Here is a 16,512-nt window from a genome sequence, read left to right as displayed (position 1 = left end):
GCCGTCAGCCCTCCAGCGGCAGCAGCCGCCCCTCCGCCATCTCCCGCCGGGTGCCCGTGAACCGCGCCCGAAGCCGGCGGTCGTGCGACACGACCACGAGCGTCCCCGCGTACCCCGCGAGCGCCTGCTCCAGCTCCTCCACCAGCCTCAGCGACAGGTGGTTCGTCGGCTCGTCCAGCAGCAGCATCTCCACCGGCCGTGTCAGCAGCCGCGCCAGGGTCAGCCGCCGCCGCTGGCCGACCGAGAGCCCGTTCACCGGAACGTGGAAGTCCTCCTCGCGGAACAGCCCCAGTGCGGCCAGAGCGTCGGCGTGCTCCTCCGGATCGCCGGCGAGCCCTTCGGCGAACGCCGCCAGCAGCGGCCGCCGCGAGGCGATGGCTGGCACCTCCTGCGGCAGCCTGCCGATCCGCTCCGGCAGCCGGACACCTCCGCGGTCGGGCGCCAGGTCACCCGAGAGCACTCGGAGCAGGGTCGTCTTCCCCGCGCCGTTCGGGCCCGTCACCAGCAGCCGTTCGCCCGCGCCCAGCGCCAGCCGGTCCACCGACAGCCGCCCGTCGACGGCCACCCCCAGCAACTCGGCCACCGGCTCCCCGGCCTCCGCGCCGTGGCCGTTCTCCCCCGGCCCGTCCACGAGCAGACCGTCCCCGATCGGTCCGTCCCCGATCGGTCCGTCCCCGATCGGTCCGCCTCCGATCGCCACGGTGAAGCGCAGCGGGTCCGGCGGGCGCGGGACCGGCTCCGCCCGCAGCCGGTTCAGCCGCTCGCGGGCGTTGCGCACCCGGCCGGACAGCTGGCCTTCCACCGACCGCTGGTGCTTGGTCCAGGCGGGCCGTTCGCTCATCCGCCAGCCGGTCGTCATACGGGCCGAACCCGCCGACGCCAGCTCCTCCTGGCGGGCGATCTCCTCCCGCCACACGCGGTAGCGCTGCTCCCAGCGGTGCCGCTCCGCCGCCTTCTGCTGCAGAAATCCGGTCCAGCCACCGCCGTAGCGCGCGACCGACCGGCGGTCGCCGTCGACCTCCACCACCGTGTCGGACACCCGGTCCAGGAACTCCCGGTCGTGGGTGACGGTCACGAGCGTGCCCTTGTGCGCCCGCAGGCGCTCCTCCAGCCAGGCGACCGCCTCCTCGTCCAGGTGGTTCGTCGGCTCGTCGAGCAGCAGCAGTTCGGGCGAGGAGGTCAGGACGCAGGCGAGCGCGAGCCGGGACTGCTCTCCGCCGGACAGCGTGCCCAGTAGCCGGTCGCGGTCGAGTCCGGGGAGGCCCAGCGCGTGCAGTGCCGTCTCCAGTCGCGTCTCGGTCAGATAGCCGTCCCGCGCCTCGTACGCCGTGACCAGGTCGCCGTACGCCGCCACCTCCTGGCCGTTCGCGGTGCCGAGCGCGGCCTCGGCCTCGCGCATCCGCCGCTCCAGATCGCGCAGGTCGGCGAGCGCCTCGTCGATCACCTCGCGCACCGTGGAGCGGCCGGGCAGTTCGAGGCTCTGCGGGAGGTAGCCGGTGCCGCCGTCGGCGGTCACGGTGACCCTGCCCTCGTCGGGCGCCTGGCGTCCCGCGATGAGCCGCAGCAGCGTCGACTTGCCCGAGCCGTTGTCGCCGATGACGGCCACGTGCTCGCCGGGCGGGACGCGCAGCGAGACCCGCTCCAGGACCGGCCGGCCGGGATGACCGACCGAGACCTCGTCCACCACGAGCTGGGACGTCATCCGCGATCCTTCCTTCCGGTCGAGGCGCCCGCGGGGCAACGAGCCGGCCGCCCGGGACGGGCGCTCAGGCCGAGGGGGCCTTGCCGACGAGTTCCCGCAGTACGTCCTCCATGGTCACCATTCCGTCCAGCCGGCCGTCGTCACCGATCACCACCGCGACGTGCGTTCCGCTGCTGCGCAGTGCGCCCAGCGCGTCGTCCAGCGGGATCGAGGCCGTGACGCGCGCGATGGGGCGCAGCGCGCTCCGGGAGAACGCCTGGTCCCGGGGCCGGGCGTCCAGCGCGTCCTTGACGTGCAGATAGCCCAGGATCTGGTCGCCGTCGACCACGGGGAACCGCGAGAATCCCGATTCCGCGGACAGCTGCTCCAGGCCCTCCGGTGTCACCGCGACCGGGGCCGTCACCACGCGCTCGACCGGGACGACCACCTGGCGCACCGGACGGCGCCCCAGCTCCAGCGCGTCGCGCAGCCGCTCCGTGGCCCGGTCGTCGAGCAGTCCGGCCTGGCTGGAGTCGGCGACCATGCGGGCCAGCTCGTCGTCCGAGAAGGTCGCGGGCACCTCGTCCCGCGGCTGGACGCGCAGCAGCTTGAGGAGGGCGTTCGCGAAGGCGTTGACGGCGAAGATCACCGGGCGCACGCCGCGCGTCAGCGCCACCATCGGCGGGCCCAGCATCAGCGCGGCGCGGACGGGCTCCGCGAGCGCCACGTTCTTCGGCACCATCTCGCCGAGGAGCATGTGCAGATACGTCGCGACGGAGATCGCGATCACGAACGAGACCGGGTGGATCAGCCCGCCCGGCAGACCCACCGCGTGGAACAGCGGCTCCAGCAGATGGGCGATGGCAGGCTCCGCGACCACACCGAGCACCAGCGTGCTCAGCGTGATGCCGAGCTGCGCCGCGGCCATGACGACGGTGATGTGCTGAAGGCCCCACAGCACGCTGCGCGCCCGCCGTTCGCCCCGCTCGGCGAGCGGTTCGACCTGGCTGCGGCGCACCGAGATCAGCGAGAACTCGGCCCCGACGAAGAAGGCGTTGGTCACCAGAGTCAGCAGACCGATGAGGAGCTGCACCAGGATCATCGGTCGGTTCCTTCCTCGTGAGGCGGCTCTTCCGGGCCCTTCGGCGGCTGGTGCAGCCGCACCCGCGCGGCCCGGTGGCCCGTCGCGTGCACGACCTCGACCCGCCAGCCCGCCGTCTCCACGACGTCGCCCTCCTCCGGGATCCGGCCCAGCTCGGTGGCCAGCAGACCGGCGAGCGTCTCGTACGGGCCCTCGGGCGCGTGCAGGCCGATGTCCTCGAGCTGGTCCGTGCGGATCGCGCCGTCCGCGTCGTACAGCGCCCACCCGTCGGCGTCGATCCCCGCGGGCGCCAGGTCCGGCACCTCGAGCGGGTCGTGCTCGTCGCGTACCTCGCCGACGACCTCCTCGACGATGTCCTCGAGGGTGACGACGCCCGCCGTGCCGCCGTACTCGTCGATCACGACGGCCATGGCGTGCTTCGGGGAGAGGCGGTCCAGCAGACGGTCCACGGTCAGCGACTCGGGGACGAGGACGGGCTCGCGCACGATCTCCCTGACCGGGCGCCAGGCGCGCTCGTCGGCCGGGATGGCCACGACGTCCTTGATGTGGGCGGTGCCGATGACCGTGTCCAGATTCTCGCGATAGACGGGAAAGCGGGAGAGGCCGGTGGCCCGGGTCGCGTTCGCGACGTCCTCCGCCGTCGTCCGCACGTCGAGGGCGACGACCTGGACCCGCGGCGTCATGACGTTCTCCGCCGTCAGCTCGGCCAGGTTGAGCATCCGGACGAACAGCTCGGCGGTGTCCGCCTCGAGGGCCCCTTCCTTTGCCGAGTGCCGTGCCAGGGCGACCAGTTCCCGCGGGCCGCGCGCGGAGGCCAGCTCCTCGGTGGGCTGCAGACCCATGCGGCTCACCAGACGGTTGGCGGTCGTATTGAGATGGCCGATCAGCGGGCGGAACGCCGTACTGAACGCCCGCTGGAGCCCGGCCACATGGCGGGCCACCGACAGCGGGCGGGAGATCGCCCAGTTCTTGGGCACCAGTTCGCCGACGACCATCAGGACGACGGTCGAGACGGCCGTACCCAGGATCAGGGCGGCGGACCTGGCGGCGGATCCGGGAAGGCCCGCGGCCTCCAGCGGTCCGGTGAGCAACCGGCCCAGCGACGGTTCGGCGAGCATGCCGATGACCAGGCCGGTGACGGTGATGCCGAGCTGTGCCCCGGAGAGCTGGAACGTGAGCGTCCGTACGGCCCGCAGGGCGGAGTCCGCGCCGCGTTCGCCCTCGGCGGCGGCCTTCTCCAGCACGCTGCGCTCGACCGTGGTCAGCGAGAACTCGGCGGCCACGAAGACGCCGCAGGCGAGCGTCAGCAGGAGGGCGACCACCAGCAGCAGCACTTCGGTCATCGGTACACCTCCCATCCATGATCCGGCAGGAGGGGAAGCACCGTGGAACGTTCTGTTCGACGGGGACTGCAGGGAGGCTCGCCCATCGGCGGACGCTCACACCTTTCACGTCGTGAGGATCGGACCACCCATGGTAAAAGCCCAGGCGGAGGGCGGGCGCGGCGGCAGGTGCGGCGGTGGGTGCGAGGGACAGCGTGCCAGAGCGACGGGGCCCGGCAGGTGAGGCGCGTCAGGTGAACGGGCGTGCGGGGCGAGGGCGGGCGGCGCGGATCGACGTGCGGCGCGGATCGACGCACAGGGCGGATCGATGTACGGCGCGGATCGACGTGTGAGGCGCGGCTGCACGCAGTGTCGCGTGACGACGGGGCAGGGGGCGTACGCGAGGGACCGCCCGGCAAGCGGACCGGCCACTCCCGTGGCGTCAGCCGGCGAGTGGCTTGACCCAGCGGCTCCACTCCGGCTGCGGGGCATACCCCGCGGCGCTCCACGCGTGGTGCGCCAGCTCGTTCCGGTCCAGCACCATCGCGTCGCCGCGCCGTCCGCCGAGCGCCGTGAAGCGCTCCTCCGCCGCGCGCAGCAGCGCCTTCGCCACGCCCTGCTTCCGGTGGGCCGGGTGCACCGCGAGCCGGTAGAGGTGGCACCGCCAGCCGTCGAACCCGGCGATGAGCGTGCCGGCGAGTTCGCCCGCACGCTCGGCCAGCAGCAGCGCACCCGGGTCGCGCTCGATGAGCCGGGCGACTCCTTCGCGGCTGTCGCTGATGCTCTTTCCCTCGGCGGCCTGTGCCCAGAAGGCCAGAACGGCATCCAGGTCCTCCGCCGTGGCCGTCCGAATCCGCAGATCGTTCACATAGCCATCCCATCACCGGGCCGGCGGACCGGTCGAGGGATTTCCCGGTATGCGGTCGGACTCCGGTGACGGGCCGAAGGGGGTCAGTCGCCGCTCAGCTCCTCGATCACCGGACCGAACGCCTCAAGATACTGATCCAGCACCGTGATGTACGAGAAGCCGAACCGCTCCCGGTGCTCGCGCAGCTGCTCGGCTATCTCCTTGACCGACCCGGTGAGCAGCGCCGGGTGCTCCAGCAGCTGGTTCTCGGACAAGTCGGCGGCGTGCGGGGCCAGTTCGCGTACGGCGGCGCGTCGGTCACCGCAGACCGAAACGCGCTGCACCAGATAGTTGAGCTCGGCCGCATCCGCCCGGCCCGCCTCGGCGGCGAAGCCGCGGTACGCGGTGACGCGCTCCACGAGCGCATCCGGCGCGATGAGCCGCAGCGTGCCGTCCGGCTCGCCGGGCGCCTGCGCGGCCCCGGTGAAGGCGGCGATGTCGGCGTGCCGGGCGGTCAGGCGCAGGACGCGGTCGCCGTTGCCACCGAGCAGCAGCGGGGGCCGGGGCGACTGGGCGGGCCGAGGCACATGGTCCTCGTCGGCCAGCAGCCGCTCCAACTCATCCACGGTGTACCGCAGATGGTCCACTCTCTCGCCGGGCGAGCCGTACGGCAGTCCCGCGGTGTCGTGCTCGGCCTTCACATAGCCGGTGCCGAGGCCCAGTTCGAGACGCCCGCCGGTGAGGAGGTCGGTGGTGGCCACCTCGCGGGCCAGCAGCGCGGGATTCCAGAATCCGGCATTGAGCACGAACGTGCCCAGGCGCGGCCTCTCGGTCACCTCCGCGGCCGCGATGAGCGCGGGGAACGGTGCGGGCCACCCGAGGTGGTCGGGGGCCAGGATGACGTCGTAGCCGAGCTGTTCGGCACGGCGGCACTTGGCGCGGAACTCCTCGCCCGTGCCGTAGGTGTACAGATTCACGCCGAACCGGAACGCCCGCCCCATGAGACCCCTCCTCGCTCACGCCTCACCCGACGCTATCGGAGCAGACCTCCGCTTGGCAGGGAATCGTGTCGGAGGTGTGTTCACCCCGTGGGAACGCATGCCCCCTGCACGGATGATGGCGGCGTCACTCGTGAGCGATGGCGGCGAGGACGTTCATGCGCGAGGCGCGCAGCGCCGGCAGCAGCGCCGCCGCCAGGCCCACCACGACCGAACCGGCCACCACCGCTGCCACGGTCAGCCAGGGAACCGCCAGCGCCTTCATGGCCTCCAGCGCCAGCACCTGCTGGACGGCGAGACCCCAGACGAAGCCGAGCGCCAGCCCCAGTACGGCACCGAAGACCGCGATGACCACCGACTCCAGCCGGATCATGCGCCGCAGCTGGGTGCGCGAGAGGCCGATGGCCCGCAGCAGGCCGATCTCGCGCGTGCGCTCGACGACCGACAGGGCAAGGGTGTTGACCACCCCCAGCACCGCGATGACGATCGCCAGGCCGAGCAGCGCGTAGACCAGATACAGCAGCACCGCGATCTGCCCGCGGACCAGCTCCTTGTAGTCGGCCTGGTCCCGCACCTGGACCTGCGGGAACGGCTCCAGGGTGCGTTCGAGGCGTTCCCGCAGCTGCGGCGGATCGGTGCCGCGCGCCGCGTTGGCGTACACCGCCGCGTCCTGCCCGCCCGGGAGGTACTGCTCCAGCGTGGCCAGCCGCAGGAAGAAGCCGCCCTGGGTGCCGAATCCTTCGCCGCGCTCCATGTCCGTGAGCGCCCCGACGGTCAGGGCCGCCTTCCGTCCGTTCGCGAACCGTGCCTCGATCCTGCTGCCGACACGGATCTTGTGCTCGTCCGCGTACGCCTTCTGCAGGGCGATCCGGCCGGGCGCGAGGGCGGAAGCGGTGTCGCCCGCGGCGTACTCCATGTTCACGACGCGGTCCAGACCCGGGTCGAAGCCCGCGCCGGTGGTGCGGACCGTCCTCCCGTCGGGCAGGGTCAGCCGCATCGGCGCGAACCGTTCCCGTACGAGGGTGCCGACGCCCTCCGTCTTCCGCATCCGGTCGGTGATCTCCTGCGGGAACGGCGTGAAGTTGCGGTTCTGGACGACGAAGTCGGAGCCGAGCTGCTGATCGATCTGCTGGTCGAAGGATTTCGTCATCGACTCCCCGGCCACCGACAGACCGGTGACGAGGGCGAGTCCGACCATCAGGGCGGCCGCGGTCGCTCCCGTACGGCGCGGGTTGCGCAGCGCGTTGCGCTGGCTCATCCGGCCCACCGGGCCGAACACGCGCGGGAACGCGCCGCCCAGGACGCGGATCACCGGTCGCACGAGCAGCGGGCCCGCCACGACCGTCGCGACCAGGGTGAGGACGAGCCCCACCAGCAGGAGCAGCGTGGCGTCCGCGGTCCGGGTCGCCCAGGCGCAGCCGGCCAGCGCGGCCGCCCCGCCCGCCCCGAGCACCGTGCCGACGATCGCGCGGACCCGCAACGGCCGTCCCACGCCCGCCACTTCGATGTCCGCGAGCGCGGCCATGGGGGAGACGCGGGAGGCGCGCCGCGCGGGCAGATAGGCGGCGACGAAGGTGACGCCGACGCCCACCACGTACGCGGCGACAGGGGTCTGCCACCCGAACGCCATCTCGGCCGCGTCCAGGTTCATCCCCAGCAGGGACATCAGCGAGATGAGCCCCGCGGCGAGCCCGATGCCCGCGACGAGCCCGAGCGTCGAGCCGACGAGACCGAGCAGCAGCGCCTCGGCGAGGACGGAGCGGCGCACCTGGCGGCGGTCGGCGCCCAGGGCACGCAACAGGCCGAGCTCGCGGGTGCGTTGGGCGATGAGCATCGAGAAGGTGTTGACGATCAGGAAGACCCCGACGAGGACGGCGATGCCCGCGAAGCCCAGCATCACGTACTTGATCACGTCCAGGAACCCGCCCAGCTCGGCGGCCTGGGACTCCGCCCGCTCGTCGCGCGTGGTCAGGTCGTACGCGGGGCCGAGCGCGTCGGCGATGCGCTGCTTCAGCTCCTGGTCGCCGACGCCGGGGGCGGCCTCGGCCATGATCGAGGTGACGGCGCCCGGCTTCCCGAGGAGCTTCGTCTGCGCGGTCGGGGTGTCGAGGGCCAGGAGGGCGGCGCCCGGGTTGGTCGTGGTGAACGTCATGATCCCGACGACCTTCACCGGGAAGGTGCCGGGCCGCGCCACCACCCGGAGGGTGTCGCCGATCCGCACGTCCGCGCGGTCGGCCGTCTCGGCGTCGAGGAGGGCTTGGCGGGGGCCGCGGGGGAGGTGGCCGCTCGTCAGCTCGACCGGGCTGCGTTCGGTGTCGTTCCAGTTGGTGGCGATCGTGGGGGCGCCGGTGGTCGGGCCGACCGGATCGTTGCGTTCGTCGACGAGCGTGACGTTCTCCACGCGGACGTCGACCTGGGCGTCCGCGACCCCGTCCACCGCGGCCACGCGCCGGCGCAGTTCGGCGGGGAGGGTCTCCACCCGGCCCGAGGACAGCCCGCCCGCCTCCTCGAACTCCGACTTCGGACCCACCGTCACATCGGCGGAGGTGGAGGTGAAGAGCTGGTCGAAGGTGCGGTTCACCGTGTCGGAGAAGATCAGGCTCCCCACGACGAACGCCACCGACAGCATCACGGCGAGGGCGGACAGCAGCAGCCGTCCCTTGTGGGCGAGGAAGCTGCGGAGGGTGGCCCGGAGCACCCGGACTCAGCTCTTCCCGGTCTTCCCGGCGGAGCCGGCGCCGCTGATGGTGTCGAAGCGCTTCAACCGCTCCAGCACCGCCTCCGCGGTCGGTTCGGGCATCTCGTCCACGATCCGTCCGTCGGCGAGGAACAGCACGAGGTCCGCGTGGGCGGCGGCTCCGGGGTCGTGGGTCACCATGACCACGGTCTGCCCGAGGTCGTCCACCGCCTCCCGCAGGAACCGCAGTACCTCCTGCCCCGAGCGCGAGTCGAGATTGCCCGTCGGCTCGTCGGCGAAGATCAGCTCGGGGCGGGAGGCGAGCGCGCGGGCGCAGGCCACGCGCTGCTGCTGCCCCCCGGAGAGCTGCGCGGGCCGGTGCCCCAGCCGGTCCCGCAGACCGAGGGTGTCGATGACCCGCTCCAACCACTCCGGGTCGGGCTTGCGGCCCGCGATGTCCATGGGCAGCGTGATGTTCTCCGCCGCGTTCAGGGTGGGCAGCAGGTTGAAGGACTGGAACATGAAACCCACGCGGTCGCGGCGCAGCCGGGTCAGCTCGCGCTCGCTCAGACCGGTGATCTCGGTCTCGCCCAGCCACACCTGGCCCGCCGAGACTGTGTCCAGACCGGCGAGGCAGTGCATGAGCGTGGACTTGCCGGAGCCGGAGGGGCCCATGACGGCGGTGAAACGGCGGCGGGCCAGGGCCACGTCGACCGCGTCGAGGGCGAGGACGGTCGTCTCGCCGGTGCCGTAGGCCTTGGTCAGTGCCAAGGCGCGGGCGGCGATCTCCGTCCCCTCTGCCACGCCGAATGCCTTCTGTGCCGCGGGTGTGGACAAGGCCGCCTCCCTGGACCGGGCTCACCGAGCGTCTGTGACCGAGGGTAAAGCGGTCAGGCACGGAACGGCATCCCCCTCCGGTACGGGTCCCCGCCGTATGCGCCCTCGGAGTGCGAGGGCCGCGCCGCTGCCCCGGCGCGCGTGCCCCCGCGCTCACAGCCCACGCCGTACATCTTCGCGGCGCCACGTGCCCTTGCAGGTGCTAGCGGATGAGCGCTAGCTTGGTGGGGTGGCGAAAACACAGCTGAACGTCCGCGTGGACGAATCGACCGCCGAGACCGCGAGACAGCGAGCGCTCCAGCGGGGCCTCAGCATGAACCGGTACATCGAGGAGCTGGTCCGCCAGGACGCGGGCGAAGCCGGGCACACGTTCGTGGAAGCCGCCTCCGACTTCATGAAGCAGTACGAGCACGTGTTCGCGGAGGAGTTCGGCGAGGAGCACAAGAACCGTTGAGCCTCCGTATCGACCTCTCCTGGCTCCTCATGATCGCCGAACAGCACACTCCGGGTGACCCTCCGGTCACCGACTGGGGTGCGCTCGTCGCCGCCGTCAGCCGGCACGAGGCGGAGATATTCGGCGTCCCCGTCTACACCGACCCACAGGACCGCGCGGCCGCGCTGCTGCAACTGCTGCTCCACGTACCGGCGCTGGAGCGGTCCAACGCGATGTTCGCCTCGGCCGTCGCGTACGCGTATCTCGTCGCCAGCGGCGTCAAGGTGACCACCTCGCCGGAGCAGGTCCGGGACCTCGCGCGCCTGGTGAAGGACGGCGAGGCCGACGTGCGCGGGATCGCCGACGAACTGCGCACCTGGAGCCTGTAGCGGTCAGCGGCTGTACGGGCCGGGCCGGGGCCGTCAGTCCGCGGGCCGGCGCGCGACGCCCAGGACGTGCGCGGAGGACGGCAGCCGCAGCCCCTGCTCGGGGACCCGAAGCCGCCTGTACGGGCCGAGCTCGAACCCGGCTGCCTCCAGCGCGCCCAGCGTGTCCCGGCCCGAGTGGCAGCCGCCGAACAGCAGCGGCCAGACCGTGCGGTCCACGGCCTGCTGCGCCACCACCATGGCCCGTCCCTCCGCACGCCCGTGCTCGTAGAACCGCAGCTCACCGCCCGGCCGCAGCACGCGGCGGATCTCCCTGAGGGTGCGCGGCAGGTCCCGCACGCTGCACAGCACCAGGGAGGCGACGGCGGCGTCGAAGGCCTCGCTCTTCACGGGCAGCGCCTCAGCCGCACCTGGTACGACGTCGACCGGCACGTCGGCGCGCAGCGCGGCGGTCGCCGCCATGCGCCGCAGGTTCCGCTCCGGTTCGATGGCCACCACTTCGGAGACCTGCGCGGGGTAGTGGGCGAAGTTCAGCCCGTTCCCGGCACCGATCTCGATCACGCGCCCGGACAGGCCCGAGAGCAACTCGGCGCGGTGGGCGGCCACTCCGGCCCGTGCGTCGGCGGCCACGCTCAGCCGGGCGTAGAAGCGTGCGAACAGCGGATGGTGCACGGTGTCCTTCGGAGCCCTGTTGTTGCGAAGCGCCATGGCGTCACCCCTCGTCCTCCTGCGTGCGGGACAGTGAAGATTCTCCCCCGCGGGACAGCGCTTTCCACCGTGCCCGCCACACCCGTCCCCCGGAAGTGCTTGCGCGGGGTGCGCGTCCGCGAGGATGGACCCCCCGCCGTCCGCCCCCTCTGCGCCGCCTCTGCACCCCGCTGCCCCGCCCGTTCCGCCCGGAAAGGCCCGACCGACCCTGAACGCGCCGCTCGCCGAAGCCCTCTCCGTCGTGCTGCTCCTGGCCGTACTCGCCTGGGCGGTGGTGCGCCCCTGGGGCAGGTCGGAGGCGGTCGTCGCCGTACCCGCAGCCCTCCTGGTGATCGTCGTCGGCGCCCTCCCGCCGGACCACGCCCGTGCCGAGGCGGAGCAGCTGAGCCCGGTGATCGGCTTCCTGGCAGCCGTGCTCGTCCTCGCCCAACTGTGCGACGACGAGGGCCTGTTCCGGGCCTGCGGCGCCTGGATGGCCCGTGCGGCCGCGGGGCAGTCGCGCCGGCTGCTCGTCCAGGTCTTCGCGGCCGCGTCGGCCATCACGGCGGTGCTCAGTCTGGACGCCACGGTCGTGCTGCTCACGCCTGTCGTGTTCGCCACCGCCATGCGCCTCGGCGCCCGTCCCAAGCCGCACGTCTACGCCTGCACGCATCTGTCCAACACGGCCTCGCTGCTTCTGCCGGTCTCCAATCTGACCAATCTCCTCGCCTTCGCCGCGAGCGGGCTGAGCTTCACCCGCTTCGCCGCGCTGATGACCCTGCCCTGGCTGGTGGCGATCGGGGTCGAGTACGTGGTCCTGCGACGGTTCTTCGCGACCGACCTGTACGCGGGAGCGCAAGCCGCGGCCCTCGCGGACGAGCCCGATGTCCCGGTGTTCGCGCTCGTCACCGTCGTGTGCACCCTGGCCGGGTTCGTCCTGGCCTCGGCCCTCGCGGTCGACCCGGCCTGGGCGGCGGCGGCCGGGGCGGGCGTTCTCGCCGTACGCGCCCTGGTCCGGCGCCGCAGCACTCCGCTCGCGCTGCTGCGGTCCGCCGCCGTGCCGTTCCTCGCGTTCGTCCTGGCGCTGGGGATCGTGGTGCGGGCCGTCGTCGACAACGGGCTCGCGGACGCGCTCGGGCATCTGATCCCCGAGGGGACCGGACTCCTGGCGCTCCTCGGTATCGCCGCACTCGCCGCCGTCCTCGCGAACGTCATCAACAACCTGCCGGCCGTCCTGGTGCTGGTGCCGCTGGCCGTGCCCTCGGGGCCCGGCGCGGTGCTCGCCGTCCTCCTCGGGGTGAACATCGGGCCCAACCTCACCTACACCGGCTCCCTGGCCACGCTCCTCTGGCGCCGGATCGTCCGCGAGCACGAGACCGATGTGGGCCTGGGCGAGTTCACCCGGCTCGGTCTGTGTGCCGTACCCGCTGCCCTGGTCGCCGCGGTCGTGGCACTGTGGGCATCGCTGCACGTCATCGGAGGCTGATCGCCGTGAACGTCATCGCCTGGATCGTCGAGGGCACCTGGCCCGCCTGCGTGGACGCCGCGCGCACGCACGCGCCCGAAGGAGCCGACCTCGTCCTGCTGCACGTGACCGACCCGGACGTCGCGGGCGCCGGGCACGGTGCGTACGCGGGGCTGCTCGGCCGGGGCCATCCCGAACGCGACCCCGGCACCCGGCTGGAACACCTCGCGGCCGCGTCCGCCGACGATCTGCTGACCGCGGCGGCGGACCGGGTCGGCCGCCCCTGCACCCGGCTCGAACGCACCGGGCGGGTCGAGCGCGAGGTCGTCGCGGCCGCCGAGGACGCCGAGTTGCTCATCCTGGCGCGTGACGGCGACCGGTCGCATCTGGGACCGCACAGCCTCGGCCCGGCGAGCCGGTTCATCGTGGACCACGCGCCGTGCCCGGTCCTGCTGGTCTGGCCGGAGCCCGCCCCCGGAGTCGACACGATCCCGCCCCCGCCGCCGCACCCACCGCACCACGGCTAGGGCGCGGTCTGCCCCGTGAGGGTCCCTGACCCAGGGCCGTGCCGGGCTACCAAGGCTCAGCCGCCCGCGCCGCGAACGCCACGGCGTCCCACGCGCCCCCGAGCCGCGGTGCCAGCCATGACCCCGCGGATGCGCGGAAGTCGGCCGGGGACAGCGTCCCCGCGCCCTCCGGGACCGCCCCGAGCAGGGGCGCACCCGCCGCGGCCGGAAGGTCGGCGAGGTTGCAGCGCTCCGCCACGCCCGGCGCCGCGGGCCAGCTCCCGATCACCACGCCGGCGCACTCCACCTGCCGCGCCCGCAGCGCCTCGGCCGTCAGTGTCGTGACGTTGAGGGTGCCGAGCCCGGCCTGGACGACGACCAGGACGGGGGCGTTCAGCAGCCGGGCCGCGTCGGCCAGCGTGCCGCCCTGGTCGTCGAACCGTACGAGCAGTCCGCCCGCGCCCTCGACCAGAACCAGGTCGTGGTCGGCCTCCAGTTTCTCCGCCGCCTCGGCCACGGCCCGCGGGCCCACGGGGGCGAGCCCCGCTCGCCGGGCCGCCGTGTCGGGCGCCAACGGCTCGGGGAACCGGGCGAGTTCGGCCGTCGTCACCGGTCCGGCGAGCCGGGCGACCTCGGCCGCGTCCCCCGGCTCGTGCTCGTCCACGCCTGTCTGCGCGGGTTTGAGTACGGCCACCGACTGGCCCTGGCGCGCCGCGAGGGCCGCCACCGCCGCGGTGGTGACCGTCTTGCCGATCTCCGTGCCCGTCCCCGTGACGACGAGAACCGTCATGCCGTTCGTGTGCCTTTCGTCGTTGCCGTGGTGCCGCGTCCCCGTGCGGGGCGGGGGCGTGCCTCGCCCCGGGTGCAGGGTCGGGGGCGTGCCCCTGTCCCGGGCGCCGGGTTCAGCCCGCCGCCGCGGCCGCCCGTACCGCCGCGCAGATGCGGGCCACGTCGTCGTCACCGGTGATGTACGGCGGCATGGTGTAGAGCAGGTTGCGGAACGGCCGCAGCCACACCCCTTCGCGCACCGCTGCCCGCGTCGCCGCCGCCATGTCCGCCTCGTGGTCGAGCTGGACGACGCCGATCGCCCCCAGCACGCGGACGTCCCGGACGCCCGGCAGCTCCAGCGCCTCCGTCAGGCCGTCCCGCAGGCCCGTTTCGATGCGCTTGATCTCCTGCCGCCAGTCGTGCGCCAGCAGCAGGTCGATCGACGCCTCGGCGACGGCCGCCGCCAGCGGGTTGCCCATGAACGTCGGGCCGTGAGCCAGGACCGGGACCTCGCCGCGCGAGATCCCGTCGGCCACCCGTGACGTGCACAGGGTCGCTGCCATCGTCAGATAGCCGCCGGTGAGGGCCTTGCCGAGGCACATCACATCCGGTGTGATCCCGGCGTGCTCGGCCGCGAACAGCGCGCCCGTACGCCCGAAGCCGGTGGCGATCTCATCCAGGACCAGCAGGACGTCGTGTTCGTCGCACGCCTCCCGCAACACCCGCAGAAAGCCCGGGGAGTGGAAGCGCATACCGCCCGCGCCCTGGACCACCGGCTCGACGATGACCGCGGCCAGCTCGTCGGCGTGACGCCCGATCAGCTCCCGCAGATGCGCCGCGTACCCCTCGTCCGGCTCGGCCTCGAAGCCCGCGGGCGGTGCGTCGGCGAAGATCTGCTCGGGCAGGACCCCCGACCAGAGCCGGTGCATCCCGCCGTCCGGGTCGCACACGGCCATCGGTTGCCAGGTGTCGCCGTGGTAACCGCCGCGCCAGGTCAGCAGCCGCTGCTTGGCGGGCCGTCCCACCGATCGCCAGTACTGCAGGCACATCTTGACGGCGACCTCGACGGACACCGAGCCGGAGTCGGCGAGGAAGACGTGCTGCAGCGCCTCGGGCGTGATCTCCACGAGCCGCGCGGCGAGCCGGACGGCCGGCTCGTGCGTGAGCCCGCCGAACATCACATGGCTCATGCGCTCGAGCTGTGCGTGCGCCGCCTCGTTGAGGACGGGGTGGTTGTAGCCGTGGATCGCGGACCACCACGACGCCATGCCGTCGACCAGTTCGGTCCGGCCCTCCGCCGGTTCGGCGAGCCGCAGCCGTACGCCCGAGGCGGACGCGACGACGAGCGGATCCTGCCGCCCCGGCATCGGGCCGTACGGGTGCCAGACGTGCTGCCGGTCCAGGGCGAGCAGTTCGCCGGTGGTCAGCGGACGGGGCGCCGGCACCTCCGCGGGCGCACCGCCCGCGGATCCCGCCGGCGTCCCCTGCCCGTGATGCTCACGCATTGGGCGCGACGTCCGTGCCCGCGCCGCGGCGGCGCACCGTCACCAGATCCGTACGGGCCGCACCGGCAGCGGCCGGCTCCTGCTCGGGCGCGAGCACGGGCTCCTGCTCGGGCGACGTGGCCGCGCCGCCGTCGCCGCACGGCCCGCAGCCGCCTCCGCCGTGCGAACCGCAGCCGCCACCGGCCTCCGACAGGGACTGGGCCAGGGCGTCCACCCGGTGCTGGGGGAGCGTCGTCGTGCCCGCGCCCTCCACCTCGAAGCCGGCGTCCGCGATCATCTCCAGATCGGCCTTGCCCGCCTGGCCCTCACTCGTCAGGTAGTCGCCCAGGAAGATCGAGTTGACCAGGTGCAGCGCCAGCGGCTGCAGCGAGCGCAGATGCACCTCGCGTCCCCCCGCGAGCCGTACCTCGACGTCCGGGCAGACGAAACGGACCATCGCCAGGATGCGCAGCGCCCGCTGCGGGGTGAGGTTCCACTCCTCGGCCAGCGGGGTGCCCTCGAACGGGATGAGGAAGTTGACCGGCACCGAGTCCGGGTCCAGCTCGCGCAGCGAGTAGACGACGTCCACGAGGTCCTCGTCCGTCTCGCCCATCCCGGCGATCAGCCCGGAGCAGGCGGACAGCCCGGCGGCCTGCGCCTGCTGCACAGTCGAGACGCGGTCCGCGTAGGTGTGGGTGGTCGTGATGTCCCCGTACGTGGCTTCCGAGGTGTTCAGGTTGTGGTTGTACGCATCCGCACCCGCATCGCGCAGCCGGCCGGCCTGCCCGTCGGAGAGCAGCCCCAGGCAGGCGCACACCTCGACGCCCTCGTTCTGCTCCTTGATGGCCTCGATCGTCTTCGACACCCGGTCCACGTCACGGTCGGTCGGACCGCGCCCGCTCGCGACCAGGCAGACGCGCTTGGCGCCGCCGGCGACACCCGCGCCGGCCGCGGCCGCGGCCTCGTCCGGCTTCAGCCAGGTGTACTTGAGGATCTCGGCCTTCGAGCCCAGCCGCTGGGAACAGTACGAGCAGTCCTCCGGGCACAGCCCGGACTTGAGGTTGACGAGATAGTTGAGCTTCACCCGTCGCCCGAACCACTGACGGCGCACCTTCCCGGCGGCCGCCACCACATCGAGCAGGTCGTCGTCGGACGTGGCCAGCACGGCGAGGGCCTCGTCCCGGGTGGGCAGCTCGCGTCGCAGCCCCTTCTCCACCAGCGTGTTCAGCAGCTCCATGGCGCTGATCCTCGCCTACAGCACGGCCCCCGGCCAAGGAGGGACCGCACAACAGGGCCCGAATGAGGTGTGTGTATTGCCA

At 73.0% G+C, this 16,512-nt stretch carries 15 protein-coding genes; 4 read left to right on the top strand and 11 right to left on the bottom strand.

Annotated features, from left to right (window positions below; translation table 11 throughout):
- Positions 1-4: 4 nt before the first annotated feature.
- The 7 genes from ABZ822_RS24940 to ABZ822_RS24910 form a co-directional block, all read right to left on the bottom strand.
- Positions 5-1,702: an ABC-F family ATP-binding cassette domain-containing protein gene (locus ABZ822_RS24940; protein WP_360858336.1), complete on the bottom strand. Its 1,698-nt coding sequence runs from the start codon at positions 1,700-1,702 to the stop codon at positions 5-7.
- Positions 1,703-1,766: 64 nt separating this feature from the next.
- Positions 1,767-2,783, bottom strand: coding sequence for a hemolysin family protein (locus ABZ822_RS24935; RefSeq protein WP_360858333.1), 1,017 nt, complete (start codon positions 2,781-2,783; stop codon positions 1,767-1,769).
- A complete protein-coding gene (locus tag ABZ822_RS24930) occupies positions 2,780-4,126 on the bottom strand; it encodes a hemolysin family protein (RefSeq protein ID WP_360858330.1) in 1,347 nt (448 codons plus the stop codon). Before ABZ822_RS24930 ends, ABZ822_RS24935 begins: the two co-directional genes overlap by 4 nt.
- Before the next feature lie 421 nt (positions 4,127-4,547).
- A complete protein-coding gene (locus tag ABZ822_RS24925) occupies positions 4,548-4,973 on the bottom strand; it encodes a GNAT family N-acetyltransferase (RefSeq protein ID WP_360858327.1) in 426 nt (141 codons plus the stop codon).
- Positions 4,974-5,056: 83 nt separating this feature from the next.
- Entirely contained in the window at positions 5,057-5,953 is an 897-nt protein-coding gene (locus ABZ822_RS24920; RefSeq protein WP_360858324.1) for an LLM class F420-dependent oxidoreductase, read from the bottom strand.
- Between the two features lie 124 nt (positions 5,954-6,077).
- The gene (locus ABZ822_RS24915) at positions 6,078-8,648 is read right to left on the bottom strand and encodes an FtsX-like permease family protein (RefSeq protein WP_360858322.1); all 2,571 of its coding nucleotides are present in this window, start codon (positions 8,646-8,648) and stop codon (positions 6,078-6,080) included.
- 6 nt (positions 8,649-8,654) lie between these two features.
- Positions 8,655-9,464: an ABC transporter ATP-binding protein gene (locus ABZ822_RS24910; protein ID WP_360858319.1), complete on the bottom strand. Its 810-nt coding sequence runs from the start codon at positions 9,462-9,464 to the stop codon at positions 8,655-8,657.
- Positions 9,465-9,693: 229 nt separating this feature from the next.
- Between ABZ822_RS24910 and ABZ822_RS24905 the strand changes: the two genes are divergently transcribed.
- Positions 9,694-9,918, top strand: a complete 225-nt coding sequence (locus ABZ822_RS24905; protein ID WP_360858316.1) for an antitoxin — start codon at positions 9,694-9,696, stop codon at positions 9,916-9,918.
- Positions 9,915-10,286 carry a fic family toxin-antitoxin system, toxin component gene (locus ABZ822_RS24900; protein ID WP_360858313.1) on the top strand — a complete coding sequence of 124 codons (372 nt, stop codon included), beginning with the start codon at positions 9,915-9,917 and terminating at the stop codon, positions 10,284-10,286. Before ABZ822_RS24905 ends, ABZ822_RS24900 begins: the two co-directional genes overlap by 4 nt.
- A gap of 33 nt (positions 10,287-10,319) precedes the next feature.
- On the opposite strand, the gene ABZ822_RS24895 is transcribed toward ABZ822_RS24900, so the two are convergent.
- Positions 10,320-10,991, bottom strand: a complete 672-nt coding sequence (locus ABZ822_RS24895; RefSeq protein ID WP_360858309.1) for a class I SAM-dependent methyltransferase — start codon at positions 10,989-10,991, stop codon at positions 10,320-10,322.
- A gap of 208 nt (positions 10,992-11,199) precedes the next feature.
- Between ABZ822_RS24895 and ABZ822_RS24890 the strand changes: the two genes are divergently transcribed.
- Together ABZ822_RS24890 and ABZ822_RS24885 are read left to right on the top strand one after the other, a co-directional pair.
- A complete protein-coding gene (locus ABZ822_RS24890) occupies positions 11,200-12,456 on the top strand; it encodes an SLC13 family permease (protein ID WP_360858449.1) in 1,257 nt (418 codons plus the stop codon).
- Between the two features lie 5 nt (positions 12,457-12,461).
- Complete coding sequence (locus ABZ822_RS24885) at positions 12,462-12,962, top strand: universal stress protein (RefSeq protein ID WP_360858306.1); 501 nt, start codon at positions 12,462-12,464, stop codon at positions 12,960-12,962.
- Positions 12,963-13,008: 46 nt separating this feature from the next.
- Here the strand turns inward: ABZ822_RS24885 and bioD are convergent, their stop codons facing one another.
- The 3 genes from bioD to bioB all read right to left on the bottom strand — a co-directional run bounded on the left by bioD (position 13,009) and on the right by bioB (position 16,430).
- Complete coding sequence (gene bioD, locus ABZ822_RS24880; protein WP_360858303.1) at positions 13,009-13,731, bottom strand: dethiobiotin synthase; 723 nt, start codon at positions 13,729-13,731, stop codon at positions 13,009-13,011.
- 112 nt (positions 13,732-13,843) lie between these two features.
- The gene (locus tag ABZ822_RS24875) at positions 13,844-15,214 is read right to left on the bottom strand and encodes an adenosylmethionine--8-amino-7-oxononanoate transaminase (protein WP_360858300.1); all 1,371 of its coding nucleotides are present in this window, start codon (positions 15,212-15,214) and stop codon (positions 13,844-13,846) included.
- Positions 15,207-16,430: a biotin synthase BioB gene (gene bioB, locus ABZ822_RS24870; RefSeq protein ID WP_360858297.1), complete on the bottom strand. Its 1,224-nt coding sequence runs from the start codon at positions 16,428-16,430 to the stop codon at positions 15,207-15,209. Before bioB ends, ABZ822_RS24875 begins: the two co-directional genes overlap by 8 nt.
- Positions 16,431-16,512: the final 82 nt, after the last annotated feature.

It is taken from the genome of Streptomyces sp. NPDC047108, assembly GCF_040643575.1.
GTDB lineage: Bacteria > Actinomycetota > Actinomycetes > Streptomycetales > Streptomycetaceae > Streptomyces.
This window is presented reverse-complemented; position numbering and strand designations above follow the sequence as displayed.

Coding starts and splice junctions, on each gene's coding strand:
- ABZ822_RS24930 (WP_360858330.1), bottom strand. CDS start 4,126: ATGACCGAAGTGCTGCTGCTGGTGGTCGCCCTCCTGCTGACGCTCGCC.
- bioB (WP_360858297.1), bottom strand. CDS start 16,430: ATGGAGCTGCTGAACACGCTGGTGGAGAAGGGGCTGCGACGCGAGCTG.
- bioD (WP_360858303.1), bottom strand. CDS start 13,731: ATGACGGTTCTCGTCGTCACGGGGACGGGCACGGAGATCGGCAAGACG.
- ABZ822_RS24920 (WP_360858324.1), bottom strand. CDS start 5,953: ATGGGGCGGGCGTTCCGGTTCGGCGTGAATCTGTACACCTACGGCACG.
- ABZ822_RS24875 (WP_360858300.1), bottom strand. CDS start 15,214: ATGCGTGAGCATCACGGGCAGGGGACGCCGGCGGGATCCGCGGGCGGT.
- ABZ822_RS24940 (WP_360858336.1), bottom strand. CDS start 1,702: ATGACGTCCCAGCTCGTGGTGGACGAGGTCTCGGTCGGTCATCCCGGC.
- ABZ822_RS24935 (WP_360858333.1), bottom strand. CDS start 2,783: ATGATCCTGGTGCAGCTCCTCATCGGTCTGCTGACTCTGGTGACCAAC.
- ABZ822_RS24895 (WP_360858309.1), bottom strand. CDS start 10,991: ATGGCGCTTCGCAACAACAGGGCTCCGAAGGACACCGTGCACCATCCG.